This window comes from Microbacterium gilvum, assembly GCF_039543865.1.
In the GTDB taxonomy this organism is placed as follows: domain Bacteria; phylum Actinomycetota; class Actinomycetes; order Actinomycetales; family Microbacteriaceae; genus Microbacterium; species Microbacterium gilvum.
The window spans coordinates 226,158-240,599 of sequence record NZ_BAABKO010000006.1 but is presented as its reverse complement, the minus strand read 5'-3'; the positions used below and the strand labels follow the sequence as shown (position 1 = coordinate 240,599).

At 71.7% G+C, this 14,442-nt stretch carries 14 protein-coding genes; 3 read left to right on the top strand and 11 right to left on the bottom strand.

Annotation, left to right across the window (positions count from 1 at the left end):
* Positions 1-2 precede the first annotated feature (2 nt).
* Genes ABD998_RS16050 through ABD998_RS16040 form a run of 3 tightly spaced genes read right to left on the bottom strand, consistent with a single transcriptional unit; the run spans position 3 to position 2,936 of the window.
* Complete coding sequence (locus tag ABD998_RS16050) at positions 3-1,010, bottom strand: DNA-methyltransferase (RefSeq protein ID WP_345441439.1); 1,008 nt, start codon at positions 1,008-1,010, stop codon at positions 3-5.
* Positions 1,007-2,056: a lipoate--protein ligase family protein gene (locus tag ABD998_RS16045; RefSeq protein ID WP_345441436.1), complete on the bottom strand. Its 1,050-nt coding sequence runs from the start codon at positions 2,054-2,056 to the stop codon at positions 1,007-1,009. Before ABD998_RS16045 ends, ABD998_RS16050 begins: the two co-directional genes overlap by 4 nt.
* A gap of 22 nt (positions 2,057-2,078) precedes the next feature.
* Complete coding sequence (locus ABD998_RS16040; protein ID WP_345441433.1) at positions 2,079-2,936, bottom strand: alpha/beta fold hydrolase; 858 nt, start codon at positions 2,934-2,936, stop codon at positions 2,079-2,081.
* A 59-nt stretch (positions 2,937-2,995) separates the two neighbouring features.
* On the opposite strand from ABD998_RS16040, the gene ABD998_RS16035 reads away from it, so the two are divergent.
* From ABD998_RS16035 to ABD998_RS16025, 3 genes are read left to right on the top strand one after another with little or no spacing between them, the layout of a single operon-like run.
* Positions 2,996-3,436: a MarR family winged helix-turn-helix transcriptional regulator gene (locus ABD998_RS16035; protein ID WP_345441430.1), complete on the top strand. Its 441-nt coding sequence runs from the start codon at positions 2,996-2,998 to the stop codon at positions 3,434-3,436.
* Positions 3,437-3,441: 5 nt separating this feature from the next.
* The gene (locus ABD998_RS16030) at positions 3,442-4,836 is read left to right on the top strand and encodes an MFS transporter (protein ID WP_345441574.1); all 1,395 of its coding nucleotides are present in this window, start codon (positions 3,442-3,444) and stop codon (positions 4,834-4,836) included.
* On the top strand, positions 4,833-5,231 hold the full coding sequence (locus ABD998_RS16025; RefSeq protein ID WP_345441427.1) for an L-rhamnose mutarotase: 399 nt from the start codon (positions 4,833-4,835) through the stop codon (positions 5,229-5,231). The genes ABD998_RS16030 and ABD998_RS16025 overlap by 4 nt, the downstream gene beginning before the upstream one ends.
* A gap of 14 nt (positions 5,232-5,245) precedes the next feature.
* Here the strand turns inward: ABD998_RS16025 and ABD998_RS16020 are convergent, their stop codons facing one another.
* The 8 genes from ABD998_RS16020 to ABD998_RS15985 form a co-directional block, all read right to left on the bottom strand.
* A complete protein-coding gene (locus ABD998_RS16020) occupies positions 5,246-6,091 on the bottom strand; it encodes a transglutaminase family protein (RefSeq protein WP_345441424.1) in 846 nt (281 codons plus the stop codon).
* Positions 6,088-7,020, bottom strand: a complete 933-nt coding sequence (locus ABD998_RS16015) for an alpha-E domain-containing protein (protein WP_345441421.1) — start codon at positions 7,018-7,020, stop codon at positions 6,088-6,090. Before ABD998_RS16015 ends, ABD998_RS16020 begins: the two co-directional genes overlap by 4 nt.
* Before the next feature lie 2 nt (positions 7,021-7,022).
* Positions 7,023-8,636, bottom strand: a complete 1,614-nt coding sequence (locus tag ABD998_RS16010; RefSeq protein WP_345441418.1) for a circularly permuted type 2 ATP-grasp protein — start codon at positions 8,634-8,636, stop codon at positions 7,023-7,025.
* 85 nt (positions 8,637-8,721) lie between these two features.
* Positions 8,722-9,897, bottom strand: coding sequence for an ornithine--oxo-acid transaminase (rocD, locus tag ABD998_RS16005; protein ID WP_345441415.1), 1,176 nt, complete (start codon positions 9,895-9,897; stop codon positions 8,722-8,724).
* Positions 9,894-10,724 (bottom strand): dimethylargininase, encoded by an 831-nt coding sequence (gene ddaH, locus ABD998_RS16000; protein WP_425562998.1) that lies wholly within the window; start codon positions 10,722-10,724, stop codon positions 9,894-9,896. The genes rocD and ddaH overlap by 4 nt, the downstream gene beginning before the upstream one ends.
* Before the next feature lie 138 nt (positions 10,725-10,862).
* Positions 10,863-11,153, bottom strand: a complete 291-nt coding sequence (locus tag ABD998_RS15995; protein WP_345441412.1) for a hypothetical protein — start codon at positions 11,151-11,153, stop codon at positions 10,863-10,865.
* 117 nt (positions 11,154-11,270) lie between these two features.
* On the bottom strand, positions 11,271-13,025 hold the full coding sequence (locus ABD998_RS15990; RefSeq protein ID WP_345441409.1) for a glycoside hydrolase family 3 protein: 1,755 nt from the start codon (positions 13,023-13,025) through the stop codon (positions 11,271-11,273).
* Positions 13,022-14,326: an MFS transporter gene (locus tag ABD998_RS15985; protein ID WP_345441406.1), complete on the bottom strand. Its 1,305-nt coding sequence runs from the start codon at positions 14,324-14,326 to the stop codon at positions 13,022-13,024. Before ABD998_RS15985 ends, ABD998_RS15990 begins: the two co-directional genes overlap by 4 nt.
* Positions 14,327-14,442: the final 116 nt, after the last annotated feature.

Genomic DNA, 14,442 nt, shown 5'->3' with positions numbered 1-14,442 from the left:
GGCTAGCGGCGCAGCACGACCCGTGCGTCGGGGATGCGATCGCCCATGATGCGGATGGCGTCGGGGTTGTCGTCGACGAGCACGGCGTCGCGCCCGAGCGCGGCGGCGACGGCGCCCGTCGTGCCGCTGCCGGCGAACATGTCGAGCACCCGGTCGCCGGGGCGCGACGACGCCTGGATGATGCGCCGCAGGATGCCCTCTGGCTTCTGCGTCGCGTATCCCGTGCGCTCGGGGCCGCTCGTCGGCACGATCGTGTGCCACCAGACATCCGTCGGCAGCTTGCCGCGCCGGGCCTTCTCGCGCGTCACGAGGCCGGGCGCCATGTACGGCTCGCGGTCGACGGCGTCGGAGTCGAACCAGTACCGGTCGGGGTCCTTCACGTACACGAGGATCGTGTCGTGTTTCGTGGGCCAGCGGCTCTTCGACTTCGCTCCGTAGTCGTACGCCCAGATGAGCTCGTTGAGGAACGAGTCGCGCCCGAACACGGCGTCGAGCATGACCTTCGCGTAGTGCGCCTCGCGGTAGTCGAGGTGCAGGTAGAGGGTGCCGTCTTCGGCGAGCAGCCGCCACGCCTCCTCGATGCGCGGCACGAGGAATCCCCAGTAGTCGTCGAACCGGTCGTCGAACGAGCGCAGTGCTCCGCGCACGCGCTGATAGCTGCGGCCGTGGAACCCCGTGTGCTTCGTCGCGCGCAGCTCGGCGGCACGCTCGTCGGCGTCGACGAGCCGCTCGATGTCGTCGACCGTGCCGAAGAGGGCGCCGTCTTCCAGGGCGGCGTCGTCGACGGGCTCGGGCCGCGCATCCGGCACGGCGAACGAGACGCCCCGCCGGCTCTCGTCGGTCTCGCGCCCGCGCCCCGTGTTGAACGGCGGGTCGAGGTACGCGATCGTGAACGCGCCGTCGGGCAGGGTGCGCACGACGTCGAGGTTGTCGCCGTAGTGGATGGTCACGGCCCCGCGCCCCGCGGCGAGCGCGTCGAGGGGGGCGTCTTCCAGGATGTCGCCGCTCACGGGACGCGGTGGAGCCACGCATCGGTGGCGAACTTCGTCTCGACGAGCCGCTCGGCCTCGGCGAGCTCGTCCGGCGAGACGCTCCCCATCTCGGCGCCCGTGAACGCGCGGAACGACGCGATGAAGCGGTCGATGATCTCGCGCCGCGCCATCCCCGTCTGGCTGCGGATGGGGTCGACGCGCTTCGCGGCGGATGTCGTGCCCTTGTCGCTGAGCTTCTCGCGGCCGATGCGGAGCACCTCCGTCATGACCTGCCCGTCGATGTCGTACGACAGCGTCGCGTGGTGCAGCACGCCGCCGTTGGCGAGGCGCTTCTGCGCGGCGCCGCCGATCTTCCCGGACGGGCTCGCGATGTCGTTTAGCGGCTGGTAGGTCGCCTCGATGCCGATGCCGCGCAGCGCCTGCAGCACCCAGTCGTCGAGGAACGCGTACGAGTCGGCGAACGTCAGCCCCGCCACGAGCGAGGCCGGCACGTAGAGCGAGTACGTGATGATCTGCTCGGCGCCCATGAGCATGGCGCCGCCGCCCGAGATGCGGCGCACGACCTGGAAGCCGTGGCGCGCTGCGCCCTCCGGGTCGACCTCGTTGCGGTACGACTGGAACGACCCGATGACGACGGCCGACTCGTCCCACTCCCAGATGCGCAGCGTCGGCCTGCGGCGTCCGTCGCCGACGCGGTCGGTGAGCACCTCGTCGAGCGCGAGGTTCATGAGCGGCGAGACGGCCGGGTCGTCGACGACCTCCCACTCGAAGTCGCTCCACGACGACGCGGTCACGAGGGCGCGGCGCACGGCGGTGCCGACCGCCTCCGGCGTGAACCCGAGCATCTGCACGCCGTCCGGCAGCTGAGCGCGGATGGCCGCGGCGATCGCCGGCACGTCGGCCGTGTCGGGCATGCCCGTGACGGCGCGGTTGATGTCGTCGAGCGCCGTGTCTGGCTCGAGGAAGAAGTCCCCGGCGAGATGGAACGCGGCGATCCTCCCGGCCTCGACCTCGAGGTCGACGACCACGAGCTTTCCTCCGGGGACCTTGTACTCGCCGTGCACGGGTCCAGCCTACGGCGCTTCGCTAGACGGCGGCGGGGAAGCGCGCGTCGAGCCAGGCGACGATGTCGGAGCGCACCTCGCCCTGCACGGGCTCGTTGAGGATCTCGTGCCGGCCGTCGTAGACGTGCACCGTGACATCCGAGAGCCCCGCGCGCCGCCGGTACGCGTCGGCGAGGCGGTGCACGGAGCGCGGACCTCCCACGCTGTCGTCGCGCCCGACGAGCAGGAGCACGGGCACGTCGGCGCCGGCCTCCCGGCGCAGCCCGCGCCGCGGGCGCCCCACGAGCCGGAGCGTGTCGGCAACGCCGAAGAGCTTCGCGAGCGGCACGTCGACCGTGAGCGGGTCGGCGAGGAAGGCCCTCTGCACGGCCTCGTCGGTCGAGAGCCACTCCACGCCGTTCGCCTCGGGGGTCTTCCACCGCGCGTTGAGGTCGCCCGCGTTGAGGGAGCCCGGCCAGCGCAGCGACGAGCCGACCAGCACGACCGCGTCGTAGGCGCCTGGATGGCGGTCGAACAGGATCTGCGCGAGGAACGACCCCCACGAGTGACCGAGGAGCACGAGCGGCAGCCCCGGCCGCTCCGCGCGGATGTGCTCGCTCAGCTGCCGCACGGCGGCGACGGCTGCGCGGTGCCCGCCGACGCCGAGGCGGCCGAGCTTCTCGGCCGTGCCGTGCTGGCGCATCCCCGTGCGCCCGTGGCCGCGGTGGTCGTCGGCGTACACGACCCAGCCGGCGGCGGCGAGCTCGTCCGCGAGGGCGGCGTAGCGGCCCGCGTGCTCGCCCACCCCGTGCAGCACCTGGACGACGCCGCGCGGCGTTCCCTCCGGCTCGTAGACGTCGTAGACGATGGCGACGCCGTACGCGTCGGCGAACTCGGGCATGCCGCGATGCTACACCGCCATTCCCTTAGCAAGGCTAATGAGCTAGGCTAATGATTGACATGGCTAAACAATCCGCATCCACGAAGCTCGTCGCCGACGCCTCCGAGATCCGGGCCGCCGTCTTCCGCCTCTCCCGCCGCCTCAAGCAGCAGCGCGCCGTCTCCGACATGCCGGACGGCCAGTTCGCGGTCCTCGTCGCCCTCAAGATCCACGGGCCCCACACGCTCACGGCCCTCGCCGAGCGCGAGGGCGTGACGGCGCCGTCCATGAACCGCACGGTGAACGCGCTCGAGGAGCGCGGCCATCTCACGAGGACGGAGGACGGCGCCGACCGGCGCCGCGTCGTCATCGAGATCACGCTGACGGGGCGCTCGGTCGTCCAGGACACCGTGCGCCGCCGCGACGAGTGGCTGGCGAAGGTGCTCGCACGTCTCGACGCGGGCGACCGCGAGACGCTGCTCGCGGCCGCGGCGATCATCATGAGGGAGGTCGAGCGATGACCGCGATGTTCCGCTCCTTCGCCTCGTTCAACTACCGCATCTGGTTCCTCGGCGCCCTCGTCTCCAACATCGGCGGCTGGATGCAGTCGACGGCGCAGGACTGGGTCGTCCTCACCGAGCTCACCGACAACGACGCCACCGCCATGGGCGTCACGATGGCCCTGCAGTTCGGGCCGCCCCTCGTGCTCGTGAGCGTGACGGGCTGGATCGCCGACCGGTTCGACCGCCGACGCCTGCTCATGGTGACGCAGACGGCGCTGCTGCTGCTCGCGCTCGCCGTCGGGGCGCTGCTGCTCGCGGGCGCCATGACCCTGCCCCTCATGCTCGTCTTCGCCCTCCTCTTCGGCATCGCCAACGCCTTCGACAGCCCGGCGCGCCAGGCGTTCGTCTCCGACGTCGTGGAGCGGCGGTTCGCCGCGAACGCGGTCGCGCTCAACTCGGCGTCGTTCAACATGGCGCGCCTCATCGGCCCCGCCGTCGGCGGCCTGCTGATCGTCGCGGTGGGCAGCGGCTGGGTGTTCTTCCTCAACGCCGCGACGTTCCTCGCCATGCTCCTCGCGCTCGCCGCCATGCGCACGCGCGAGCTCGTGCCGCGCCCGCGCGGCCAGGGAGCTGCGCGGCTCGCCGACGGCTTCCGCTACGTCGCCCGCCGGCCCGACCTCATCGTCGCGTTCGTCATGGTGTTCCTCGTCGGCGCCTTCGGCATGAACTTCCCGATCTTCGCCTCCACCATGGCGATCGAGTTCGGGCACGGGGCCGACGGGTACGGCATCCTGAGCTCCGTGCTCGCGGTCGGCTCGCTCACGGGCGCGCTGCTGGCCGCGCGTCGCGAGCGCGCCCGGCTGCGCGTCGTCATGATCGCGGCGGGCGGCTTCGGCGCCGCCTCGCTCGTCTCCGCCGCCATGCCGAGCTACTGGAGCTACGCGGCCGTCCTCGTGTTCGTCGGCTTCGGCACCGTGACGATGCTGACGACGGCGAACGGGTACGTGCAGACGAACTCCGACCCCGCGCTGCGCGGCCGCGTGCTCGCGCTCTACATGGCCGTCATCATGGGCTCGACGCCGATCGGCGCGCCCATCGCCGGCTGGGTCGCCGACGCGTTCGGGCCGCGCGCGGCGATCGTGCTCGGCGGGGCGGCGGGCATCCTCGCCTTCCTCATCGGGCTCGCGTGGGTGATCTGGTCGGGGCGCCTGCACCGGTCGTCGGAGCGGCGCTTCGCCGTCACGCTCGACGAGACCCGCCCGCTGGAGATCGTCACGCGCGCGAACGCCGTCGTCGCGCCCGAGGAGTTCAGCGACCAGGTCGCGCAGACCACGGCCATCCGCGTCGACGATCGCGACGAGGATGACGACGATACGATGGAAAACGCTTCCCCGCGACAGAGAGGTCCCCGTCCATGAGCCCAGCGCCGCAGCCCGAGAGCCCAGCGCCGCAGCCCGAGCGCCCAGCCCCGCAGCGCGTCTGCTTCCGTCTGCAGGTCCGCCCCGAGCTGATGGACGAGTACATCGCCCGGCACAGCCCGGTCTGGCCCGAGATGCTCGAGGAGATCGCCGCCTCCGGCCGCCGCGACTACTCGATCTTCCACCTCGGAGGCGGCGTGCTCGTCGGCTTCTACGTGACCGACGACGACGACGCGTCGCAGGCCTACCTGGCGCAGTCGGAGGTCGCGGCCCGCTGGGAGGAGTCGATGGCGCCCTTCTTCGTCGCGCTCGACGGCCGCGCCGACCAGGGGGCCGAGCAGCTCCCCGAGGTGTTCCACCTGGAGTCGCAGCTGCGCGAGGCGCGCGGGGCCTGAGCCGCGCGCCTCCGCTACGCCTCGCGCGTGATCGTGACGCGCACGTGCAGCTCGCTCTCGCACGGCCCGGCGTAGACGCCGCGCAGCGGCGGGACGTCGCCGTAGTCGCGGCCGCGTCCGACGAGCACATGCCGGTCGCCCGACGGCGCGCCCGCCGTGGCATCGAACCCGTGCCATCCGCCCGCGAAGTACTCGACCCAGGCGTGCGACTCCGTCGCGACCGCGACGCCGATGTCGGCGTTCTCGCGCGGGTGGAGGTAGCCCGAGACGTACCGGGCAGGGATGCCGGCGGCGCGGAGCCCCCCGATGACGAGATGCGTGATGTCCTGGCAGACGCCCTGCCGCTTGTCCCACGCGTCCGCGGCCGTGGAGTGCACGCCCGTGACGCCGCGCACGTACGACACCGCGTCGCCGAGCGTCGTCGCGATCGCCGTCGCGGCGGCGGCGGGGTCGTCATGGCGCCCCGCGATCTCGCGCGCGATGTCGGCGACCTCGGGATGGGGCCGGGTGCGGTCGGTCTGCGCGAGGTGCTCGACCGTCTCGACGTCGCGCTCGACGTCGCGCGCGAGGCGCTCCCACGTCGTCTCGACCGCGTCGGCGTGCGCCGCGCGCACCTCGACGAGGCTGCGCGAGGTGATCATCAGCTCGGTGTGCGGCGTCAGCACGTCGAAGCTCGACACGCGCGTGCCGAAGTAGTCGGCGTACGAGCTCACGGGCACCTGGGGGCGGATCTCGAGGTTCGCGCTCAGCACGAACTGGCTGTCGGTCGTGCCCGGCAGCATGCGGGCCTCGTTGTAGGAGGCCGTGACCGTCTCGCTGTAGCGGAAGCCGGTCTCGTGCTCGATGCGCAGTCGCTTCATGAGGTCTCTCCGATCCAGCTGGGCTCCGCCTGCGTGGGGAAGAAGCGGCGCCCGATCGCCTCCGACGCCTCCCGCGTCACGATCTGCACGTTCTCCATGTGCTCGTGGAGGTCGCCGATGATCTCCTCGATCGGCGTGTACTCGAGCTCGTTCCGCAGCTTGCCGAACGCGCGCAGCACGGCGTTGGAGTGGCCGACCCGGTCGGCGACCGGCTCGATCGCGCTCATGCACTGCTCGGCCGTCGTGATCGACGCGATCACCGACCGCGGGAATAGCCGGTCGAGCAGGAGGAACTCCGCCGCGTTGACGGCGCTCGGCATGCCGCGGTACGTGCGCAGGTACGGCTCGTATCCGCCGCACGAGCGCAGGATGGTCGTCCACGACGGCCCCGACGCCTCGGTCAGCGCGCGCGTCGCGAGCAGGCGGGCCGTCATGTCGGCGCGTTCGATGGCGCGTCCGAGCGCGAAGAACTGCCACGCCTCGTCGCGGCTCGTCGACGCCTCCACGACGCCCACCGCGAGCGCCGCCCTCTCTCGCACCCACTTGAAGTACTCGTGCGCCTTCTCGCTCTGGAGGCGCCGCGGCAGGCGCGCGCTCGTCGTGTTCAGGCACTCCCACAGCTCGGTCGAGACGATCTCGCGCGCACGCCGGGCGTTCTCTCGCGCGGCGCGGATCGACGAGGCGATGCTCGAGAGGTTGTCGCGCGCGACGCCGAGCTGCTCGAGCACGTAGCCGCGCGTCATGGGGCCGTCGTGCTCGGGCGGGACGGCGCCGATGACCGACATCAGCGAGCGGCAGGCGGTGTCCTCGTCGATCCACGGGTCCTCGAGGAGGAGCTGCAGATGGACGTCGAGGATGCGCGCCGTCCCGTCGCTGCGCTCGATGTAGCGCCCGATCCAGAACAGCGACTCGGCGATGCGGCTCAGCATGGTCACGCCTCCCCGCCCGACTGGTGCTGCTCCTGCAGGCTGCCGACGACCGGGATGGCCTGCGTGACGGTCGACGCCTGGTCGGCCACGAGACCGGCGAGGCCCTGGCCCTGCCCGTACTCGACGCGCGCGGGCGGTTCGCCTCCCACGATCCAGGTGTCCTTCGAGCCGCCGCCCTGACTGGAGTTCACGACGAGCTGCCCCTCGGGGAGCGCCACGCGCGTGAGCCCGCCCGGCAGCACCCAGACGTCGTTGCCGTCGTTGACGGCGAACGGCCGCAGGTCGGCGTGCCGCGGTCGCATCCCGTCGTCGACGAGAGTCGGGATGGTCGAGAGCATGACGACGGGCTGCGCGATCCATCCGCGCGGGTCGGCGACGAGGCGCTTGCGCAGCGCCTCGAGCTCGGCGGGCGACGCGTCCGGCCCCACCACGAGTCCCTTGCCGCCGGAGCCGTCGACGGGCTTCACGACGAGCTCGTCGAGGCGGTCGAGCACCTCCTCGAGGGCGCCGGGATCCTCCAGGCGCCAGGTGTCGACGTTCTGGAGGATGGGCTCCTCGCTGAGGTAGTAGCGGATGAGATCGGGCACGTACGTGTAGGTGAGCTTGTCGTCGGCGACGCCGTTGCCGACCGCGTTCGCGATCGTCACGTTGCCCAGGCGCGCGGCGAGCAGGATGCCCGGCGCCCCCAGCATCGAGTCGGCGCGGAACTGCAGCGGGTCGAGGAAGTCGTCGTCGACCCGGCGGTAGATGACGTCGACGCGACGCGGACCGCGCGTGGTGTGCATGAAGACCTTGCCGCCCGCGCAGAACAGATCCCGGCCCTCGACGAGCTCGACGCCCATGAGGCGCGCGAGCAGCGTGTGCTCGAAGTACGCCGAGTTGTAGACGCCGGGCGTCAGGACGACGACGTGCGGGTCGTCGACGCCGGGAGGTGCGCTCGCGCGCAGGGCCGACAGCAGCCGGTTGGGGTAGTCGCCGACGGGGCGCACCTGCATGGAGTGGAAGAGCTCGGGGAGCGTCTGCGCCATGACGCGGCGGTTGGAGATGACGTAGCTCACGCCGCTCGGCACGCGCACGTTGTCCTCGAGCACGCGCATCTCGCCGTGCTCGTCTCGGATGAGGTCGATGCCGGCAACCTGGATGCGCACGCCGTTGGCGGGATGGATGCCGGCAGCCTGCCGGTAGAAGTACTGGCTCGACGCGACCAGGGAGGCGGGCAGCACGCCGTCACGCACGCAGTGCCGACGACCGTACACGTCATCGAGGAACGCCTCGAGCGCCTTCACGCGCTGCGCGACGCCCGCCGACACGCGGCTCCACTCGTCCTCGTGGATGACGCGCGGCACGGCGTCGAGCGGGAAGGGCCGCTCCTCCCCCGCGAAGTCGAACGTGACGCCCTGCGCGAGATAGGAGTTGGCGAGCGACTCGGTGCGCCCGCGCAGCTCGTCCTGCGTCAGGCGTGCCAGCGCCGTATGCAGCTCGCGGTACGCGTCGCGGGCCCCTGCGGGCCCTCCCTCCGCCCGCGGATCGCCGAACATCTCGTCGAACGCGGGGGTGCCATCCGCCGCCGTGCGGGGTGACAGCGTGGAGCCGTAGCCGTCGAACAGGTCGCCCATACCGGCGAGAGTAGACCCGGGTGATTGCCGGGAGGTTACCCCGTGCGTCGGAACGTGTCGGGCGCGTCACCCGGGTGCCCCGGTCTCATCGCGTCAGCACGCGCTGCAGCTGCTCCACCGCCCAGTCGATCTCTGTGGCGCGGACGACGAGCGGCGGGGCGATGCGGATGGTCTGCCCGTGCGTGTCCTTGACGAGCACTCCGAGCGCCATGAGGCTCTCCGCGACCTCGCGCCCCGTGCCGACCGCGGGGTCGATGTCGACGCCCGCCCACAGGCCCGCCACGCGGACGGCCGTGACGCCGTTCCCGACGAGCGGCTCGAGACGCTCGGCGAGATGCGCGCCGAGGAGCGCCGCGCGCTTCTGGAACTCGCCCGTCGCGAGCAGCTCGACGACGCGCAGGCCCACGGCGGCGGACAGCGGGTTGCCGCCGAACGTCGAGCCGTGCTCGCCGGGGCGGATGACGCCGAGCACGTCGGCGTCGGCGACGACGGCCGACACCGGCAGGATGCCGCCGCCGAGCGCCTTCCCGAGGAGGTAGACGTCGGGGACGACCCCCTCGCGGTCGCACGCGAACGTCTCGCCCACGCGCCCGAGCCCCGATTGGATCTCGTCGGCCACGAGCAGCACGCCTCGCTCGCGCGTGATCTCGCGCACGCGGCGGAGGTACCCCTCCGGCGGGATGACGACGCCCGCCTCGCCCTGGATGGGCTCGATGAGCACGGCGACCGTGTCGTCGTCGATCGCGGCGGCGACCGCGTCGGCGTCGCCGAACGGCACGGCGGCGAAGCCGGGCCCGTAGGGGCCGAAGCCGTCGTGCGCCTCCGGGTCGTCGCTGAAGCCGACGATGGTCGTCGTGCGGCCGTGGAAGTTGCCGTGCGCGACGACGATCCTCGCGCGCCCCTGCGGGACGCCCTTGACGCGGTAGCCCCATGCCCTGGCGACCTTGATGCCCGTCTCGACGGCCTCCGCCCCCGTGTTCATGGGCAGCACGAGGTCTTTGCCGCACAGGTCGGCGAGCGCTGTCGCGAAGGGCTCGAGCCGGTCGTTGTCGAAGGCGCGGCTCGTCAGGGTGACGCGCCCGAGCTGCGCGGTCGCGGCCTGGACGAGCGCGGGATGGCGGTGCCCGAAGTTGAGCGCGGAGTATCCCGCGAGCAGGTCGAGGTAGCGCCTGCCCTCGACATCGGTGACCCACGCCCCCTCGGCGCTCGCGACGACGACGGGGAGCGGGTGGTAGTTGTGCGCGAGCCGGCTGCCGCTCATCGCGGGCCCCGCAGCTCGAGCGTGCAGCACTTGATGCCCCCGCCGCCGAGGAGGAGCTCGGAGAGGTCGATGAGGATCGGGGTGTAGCCGCGATCGCGCAGCTGCTTCTCGAAGCCCGTGGCGCGCGGCGAGATGAAGACGTTGCGGCCGTCGCTCGCGGAGTTGAGGCCGAAGACGGCGCCGTCCTCGTCCGACACGCGGATGGCGTCGGGGAAGCGGCGCTCCAGCACGGCGCGGCTCGCGTCGTCGAAGGCGCCGGGCAGGTAGGCGATGGTCGCGCGACCGTCCTCGGCGACGGGATCGAGGACGCTGAGCGCCGTGTCGAGGTGGTAGAAGCGGGCGTCGACGAGGTTCAGGCTGATCACCTCGCGGTCGAACACGCGCGCGACCTCGGCGTGGCTGTCGCCCGTGGAGCGGAACCCGGTTCCGGCGAGGATGACGTCTCCCGCGAGCAGGAAGTCGCCCTCGCCCTCGTTGACCTCCTCGGGCACGACGGCGTCGAAGCCGTTCGCCCGGAACCAGTCGATGAAGGCGGGCGCCTCGCCCTGCCGCTCGACGTAGCGGAAGCTCGGGCCGTAGGCGATTCCGTCGACGACGAACCCGCCGTTGGCCGTGTAGACCATGTCGGGGTAGCCGGGGAGCGGATCGATGAGCTCGACCTCGTGGCCGAGCTCGAGATACGTGTCGTGCAGGCGCTGCCACTGCTCCACGGCGCGGGCCGTGTCGGTGGGGTTCGCGGGCTCCATCCAGGGGTTGATGGAGTACGACACCGTGAAGTGCTCTGGCCGGCACATGAGATAGCGCCGGTGGTGCTGCGTGCGGGGCATGTCGCTCCTCGTCTCGCGGGCGGGCGGCGGACGCTGTCCTCTGGCCCGGCGGAGCCGTCATGGCCGCATCCGGGCACGCCATGCGCGATTCTCGCATGCGCCGCCCGGCATGACCGGCAGGCGCGACGTCAGACGATGTCAGGCAGGCGGATCGTCGATCTCGCGGCGGTGCAGGAAGTTCACGTCGCGCTCGAGATGAGCGATATCGCTCTTGAGCTCCGAACGGACAGCGGAGATCTCGCTCTTCAACTCCGAACGGACAGCGCCGATCTCGCTCTTCAACTCCGAACGGACCGACTCGATCTGCTTCTCGAGCGCGCCGAACGACACCGCCATCTGACGGGAGAAGCTCGACATCACGATCGTGATGACGCCGACGAGCGCGGCGGCGAGGACGCCGATGAGCGTCCAGACCTGCGGTTCGGTCACGGTGATCACCTCTCCAGTGTGGGGGCCTTCGATCACGATGTCACGCATGACCTTCGCATGCGACGAGGCGGGGCGCCCTGTGGAGAGGGCGCCCCGCCTCGCGGGCCTGTGCACGGCTCAGTAGGTGAGACCGTGCCCGAACCGGAACAGCGGGTCGGCGGTGTCGAAGGGCACGTCGGGGCGCGACGCCTCGACGGCCGCCATCGACCGCGGCAGGTCGAACGGGAGGCGGCCCTGCGGCGTCGACTCCCCCGTGAGCACGTCGAGGAGCGCCGCCGCGCTCGCTCCCCAGTTGACCGTCACGGCGGCCGCCGCCTCGACGAGGGGCCCGAGGATGGCCGGCCGGTCGGCGAACACGTCGACGACCGTCGGCACGACGGCCGCGACCTCGCGGACGTGCGCGACGACCTCCGCCGGGAAGTCGAGCGACCCCGAGTGGAAGAGGTTCTCGAAGTGCGTCGGGCGCTGCTCGTACGGAGCCTGGAGGCGGAGCACGGCGATGTCGGCCTCGCCGGGCGTCGCCACGACCTCGCCGTAGGCGGCAGCGGCCTCGGCCGCGATGCCCTCGACATAGAGGCGGCGCCCGCGCACCGCGGGCAGGGTGCCGTCGTTCGAGAGCACCGTGATCGACGCGCGCTGCGCGGCCTCGCCGGCCGCGCGGAACGCCGCGCTGCCCGCGACCGCGTCGGCCGCGTCCTCGTCGACGAACGGGTTGTCGAACAGGCCGAGCGCGAACTTCTCCCGCAGGATGCGGCGAGCCGACACGTCGAGACGCGACTCCGGCACATCCCCCGACGCCACGAGCTCGACGAGCATCTCGGGGCACGCCTCGCCGCCGAACTGGTCGGCGCCCGCGTCGAGGACCTTCTTCATCCGCTCGCGCGGCGAGAGGTGCTCGACGCCCCAGGCGCGCGCGGGGAACGGCTGCCCGAAGATCTCGGCGTCGGTGAGGAGGCCCCAGTCGGTGCAGACGAGGCCGTCGAAGCCGAACCGCTCGCGCAGGAGGCCCGTGATGACGGAGCGGTTGAAGCCGAAGCCGACCTCCTCGTGCTCGGTGCCCACGGGCATCCCGTAGTACGGCATGACCTGGCGCGTGCCGGCGTCGAAGAGCGCCTGGAACGGCTTCAGATGCTCCTCGAAGGCGCCGCCGGGGTAGACCTGCTCGCGGCCGTGCGCGAAGTGCGGGTCCTCGCCGTCCTTCTGCGGGCCGCCGCCCGGGAAGTGCTTCGTCATGGTGGCCACCGACGCCGCGCCGAAGGCCTCGCCCTGGAAGCCGCGGACGTAGGCGGCGCCGAGGCGGCCGGAGAGGTCGGCGTCCTCCCCGAACGTCGCCACCTGCCGCGACCACCGCGGCTCCGTGGCGAGATCGACCTGCGGGTGCAGTGCGACGCGCAGGCCGACGGCGAGGTACTCCTGGCGGGCGATGTCGGCGAAGCGCTCGACGGTCTCCTCGTCGCCGATCGCGGCGAGGCCCAGCGGCTCGGGCCACTGCGAGAACGCGCCGGTGAGCAGCCCCGTGCCGGGGTTGTCGGTGAACGCGTGTCGCGGATCCGTCGACAGGGTGACGGGGATGCCCAGACGCGTCGACGCGGCGAGGCGCTGCAGGGCGTTGTGCCACTGCGCGATCTCGCGCGCGGTCTGGGCGCCGCCGATGAGGTTGAAGTGCGACATGCGGCGGGTCTCGACGTAGTCGACCGCAGACGGCGTGGAGAAGACCGGGTTCGGCTCGTCGAGCGGGCCCATGCCGATCATGGTGTGGAAGAAGAGACCCGCCTTCTCGTCGAGGGTCATCTCGCCGAGCAGCAGCTCGACGCGCTCGTCGACGGGCAGGGTCGCGTCGAGCCAGGGGCGATCGCTCTCCGCCACGGTCACCTCACTCCCTTGATGCGGTAGACGAGCACGGCGCCCGCCGCGGCGATGACCGCGCCGATGAGGTACCAGAGCGAGTAGCCGCCGATGGCCGTGCCCGCTCCGAGCGCGATGACGGTCGGAGCGATCGCGGGAGCGATCGACTGCGGCAGCGCGTTGGCCATGTTGAGCACGCCGAGGTCCTTCGCGGTGTCGTCGGGGTTGGGCAGCACCTCGGTCGCGAGGGCGAGGTCGACGGAGAAGAACGACCCGGCGCCGAAGCCGATGACGGCCTGCGCGACGATGACGACCGCGATGGTCGGCGCGAACGCGAGGAGCACGAGTCCGACGACCATGATGAGCCCGGCCGCCGCGACGAAGGGACGGCGCTTGCCGAAGCGGTCGGAGAGGAAGCCGCCGAGCGGACTCGAGACGGCCATCGCGATCGTCGAGGCCATGTTCGCCAGGAGGATGGTCGTGATCGCGGTCTGCTCGTCGAGGGCGAACTTCTCGGTGAGGAAGAGCGGCAGGAACGTCGCGATGCCGGCGTAGCCGAACATGATGAGGAACTTCGTCAGCCACGTCCACCCGAAGTCGGGGTGCTTGCGGGGGTTGAAGACGAACGACCCGAGGAACTGGCCCACCGTGAAGCGCTCGGCGGGCTTCTCGGCGAGGCGACGGTCCTTCAGGACGAGGACGAACAGCACGATGAAGACGAGCGCGATGACGCCCGGCGCGACGAAGCGCAGGAAGTCGCCCGCGATGAAGTTGGTGAGGAAGCTGCCGCCGAGGATGGCGAGCGGCGTCGTGATGCCCACGAGGCCCGACACCCTGCCGCGGCTCTCCGTCGGCACCTGATCGGGGAGCGTCGCGTTCGCGGCGGCGAGCACGGCGTTGAGCGACGCCTGCGCGAGGCACCACCCGATGAGGACGACCCACACCGAGGTCGCCGAGCCGATGAGCGCGAGGGCGCCGAGCCCGACGATGCCGCCTCCGAGGATCCACGGGCGGCGCATGCCGAACCGCGACGTCGTGCGGTCGGACAGCCGGCCGGCGAGCGGGTTCGCCACGAGGGCGAACAGGGCGCCGACGCCCGAGACGAGGCCGAGCGCGCTGGTCGCCTCGGCCGCGGAGGCCGTGATGTGCTGCACCTTGAACGCCATCGACACCATGACGGGCGTCAGCAGCGCGATGTAGATGCCGAAGTTCACGGTCGCCAGCCCCGGCGCGTAACCGCGCGGTGCCCTGGCGGGCGTCGTGCCCGGCGCCTTGAAGCCGGTCGTGCCCGCGTAGGCCGCCGAAGCGGCCGCCGACATCTCTGTCATCGTTCTCGTCCTTTTCCTCGTCTGCATCGACGAACACGGGCCAGCGTACACGAAATCCGACCTCGTGGTAACTGGAATCCGACCCATCGGTAACCCGATACGATGGCGGATGAGGG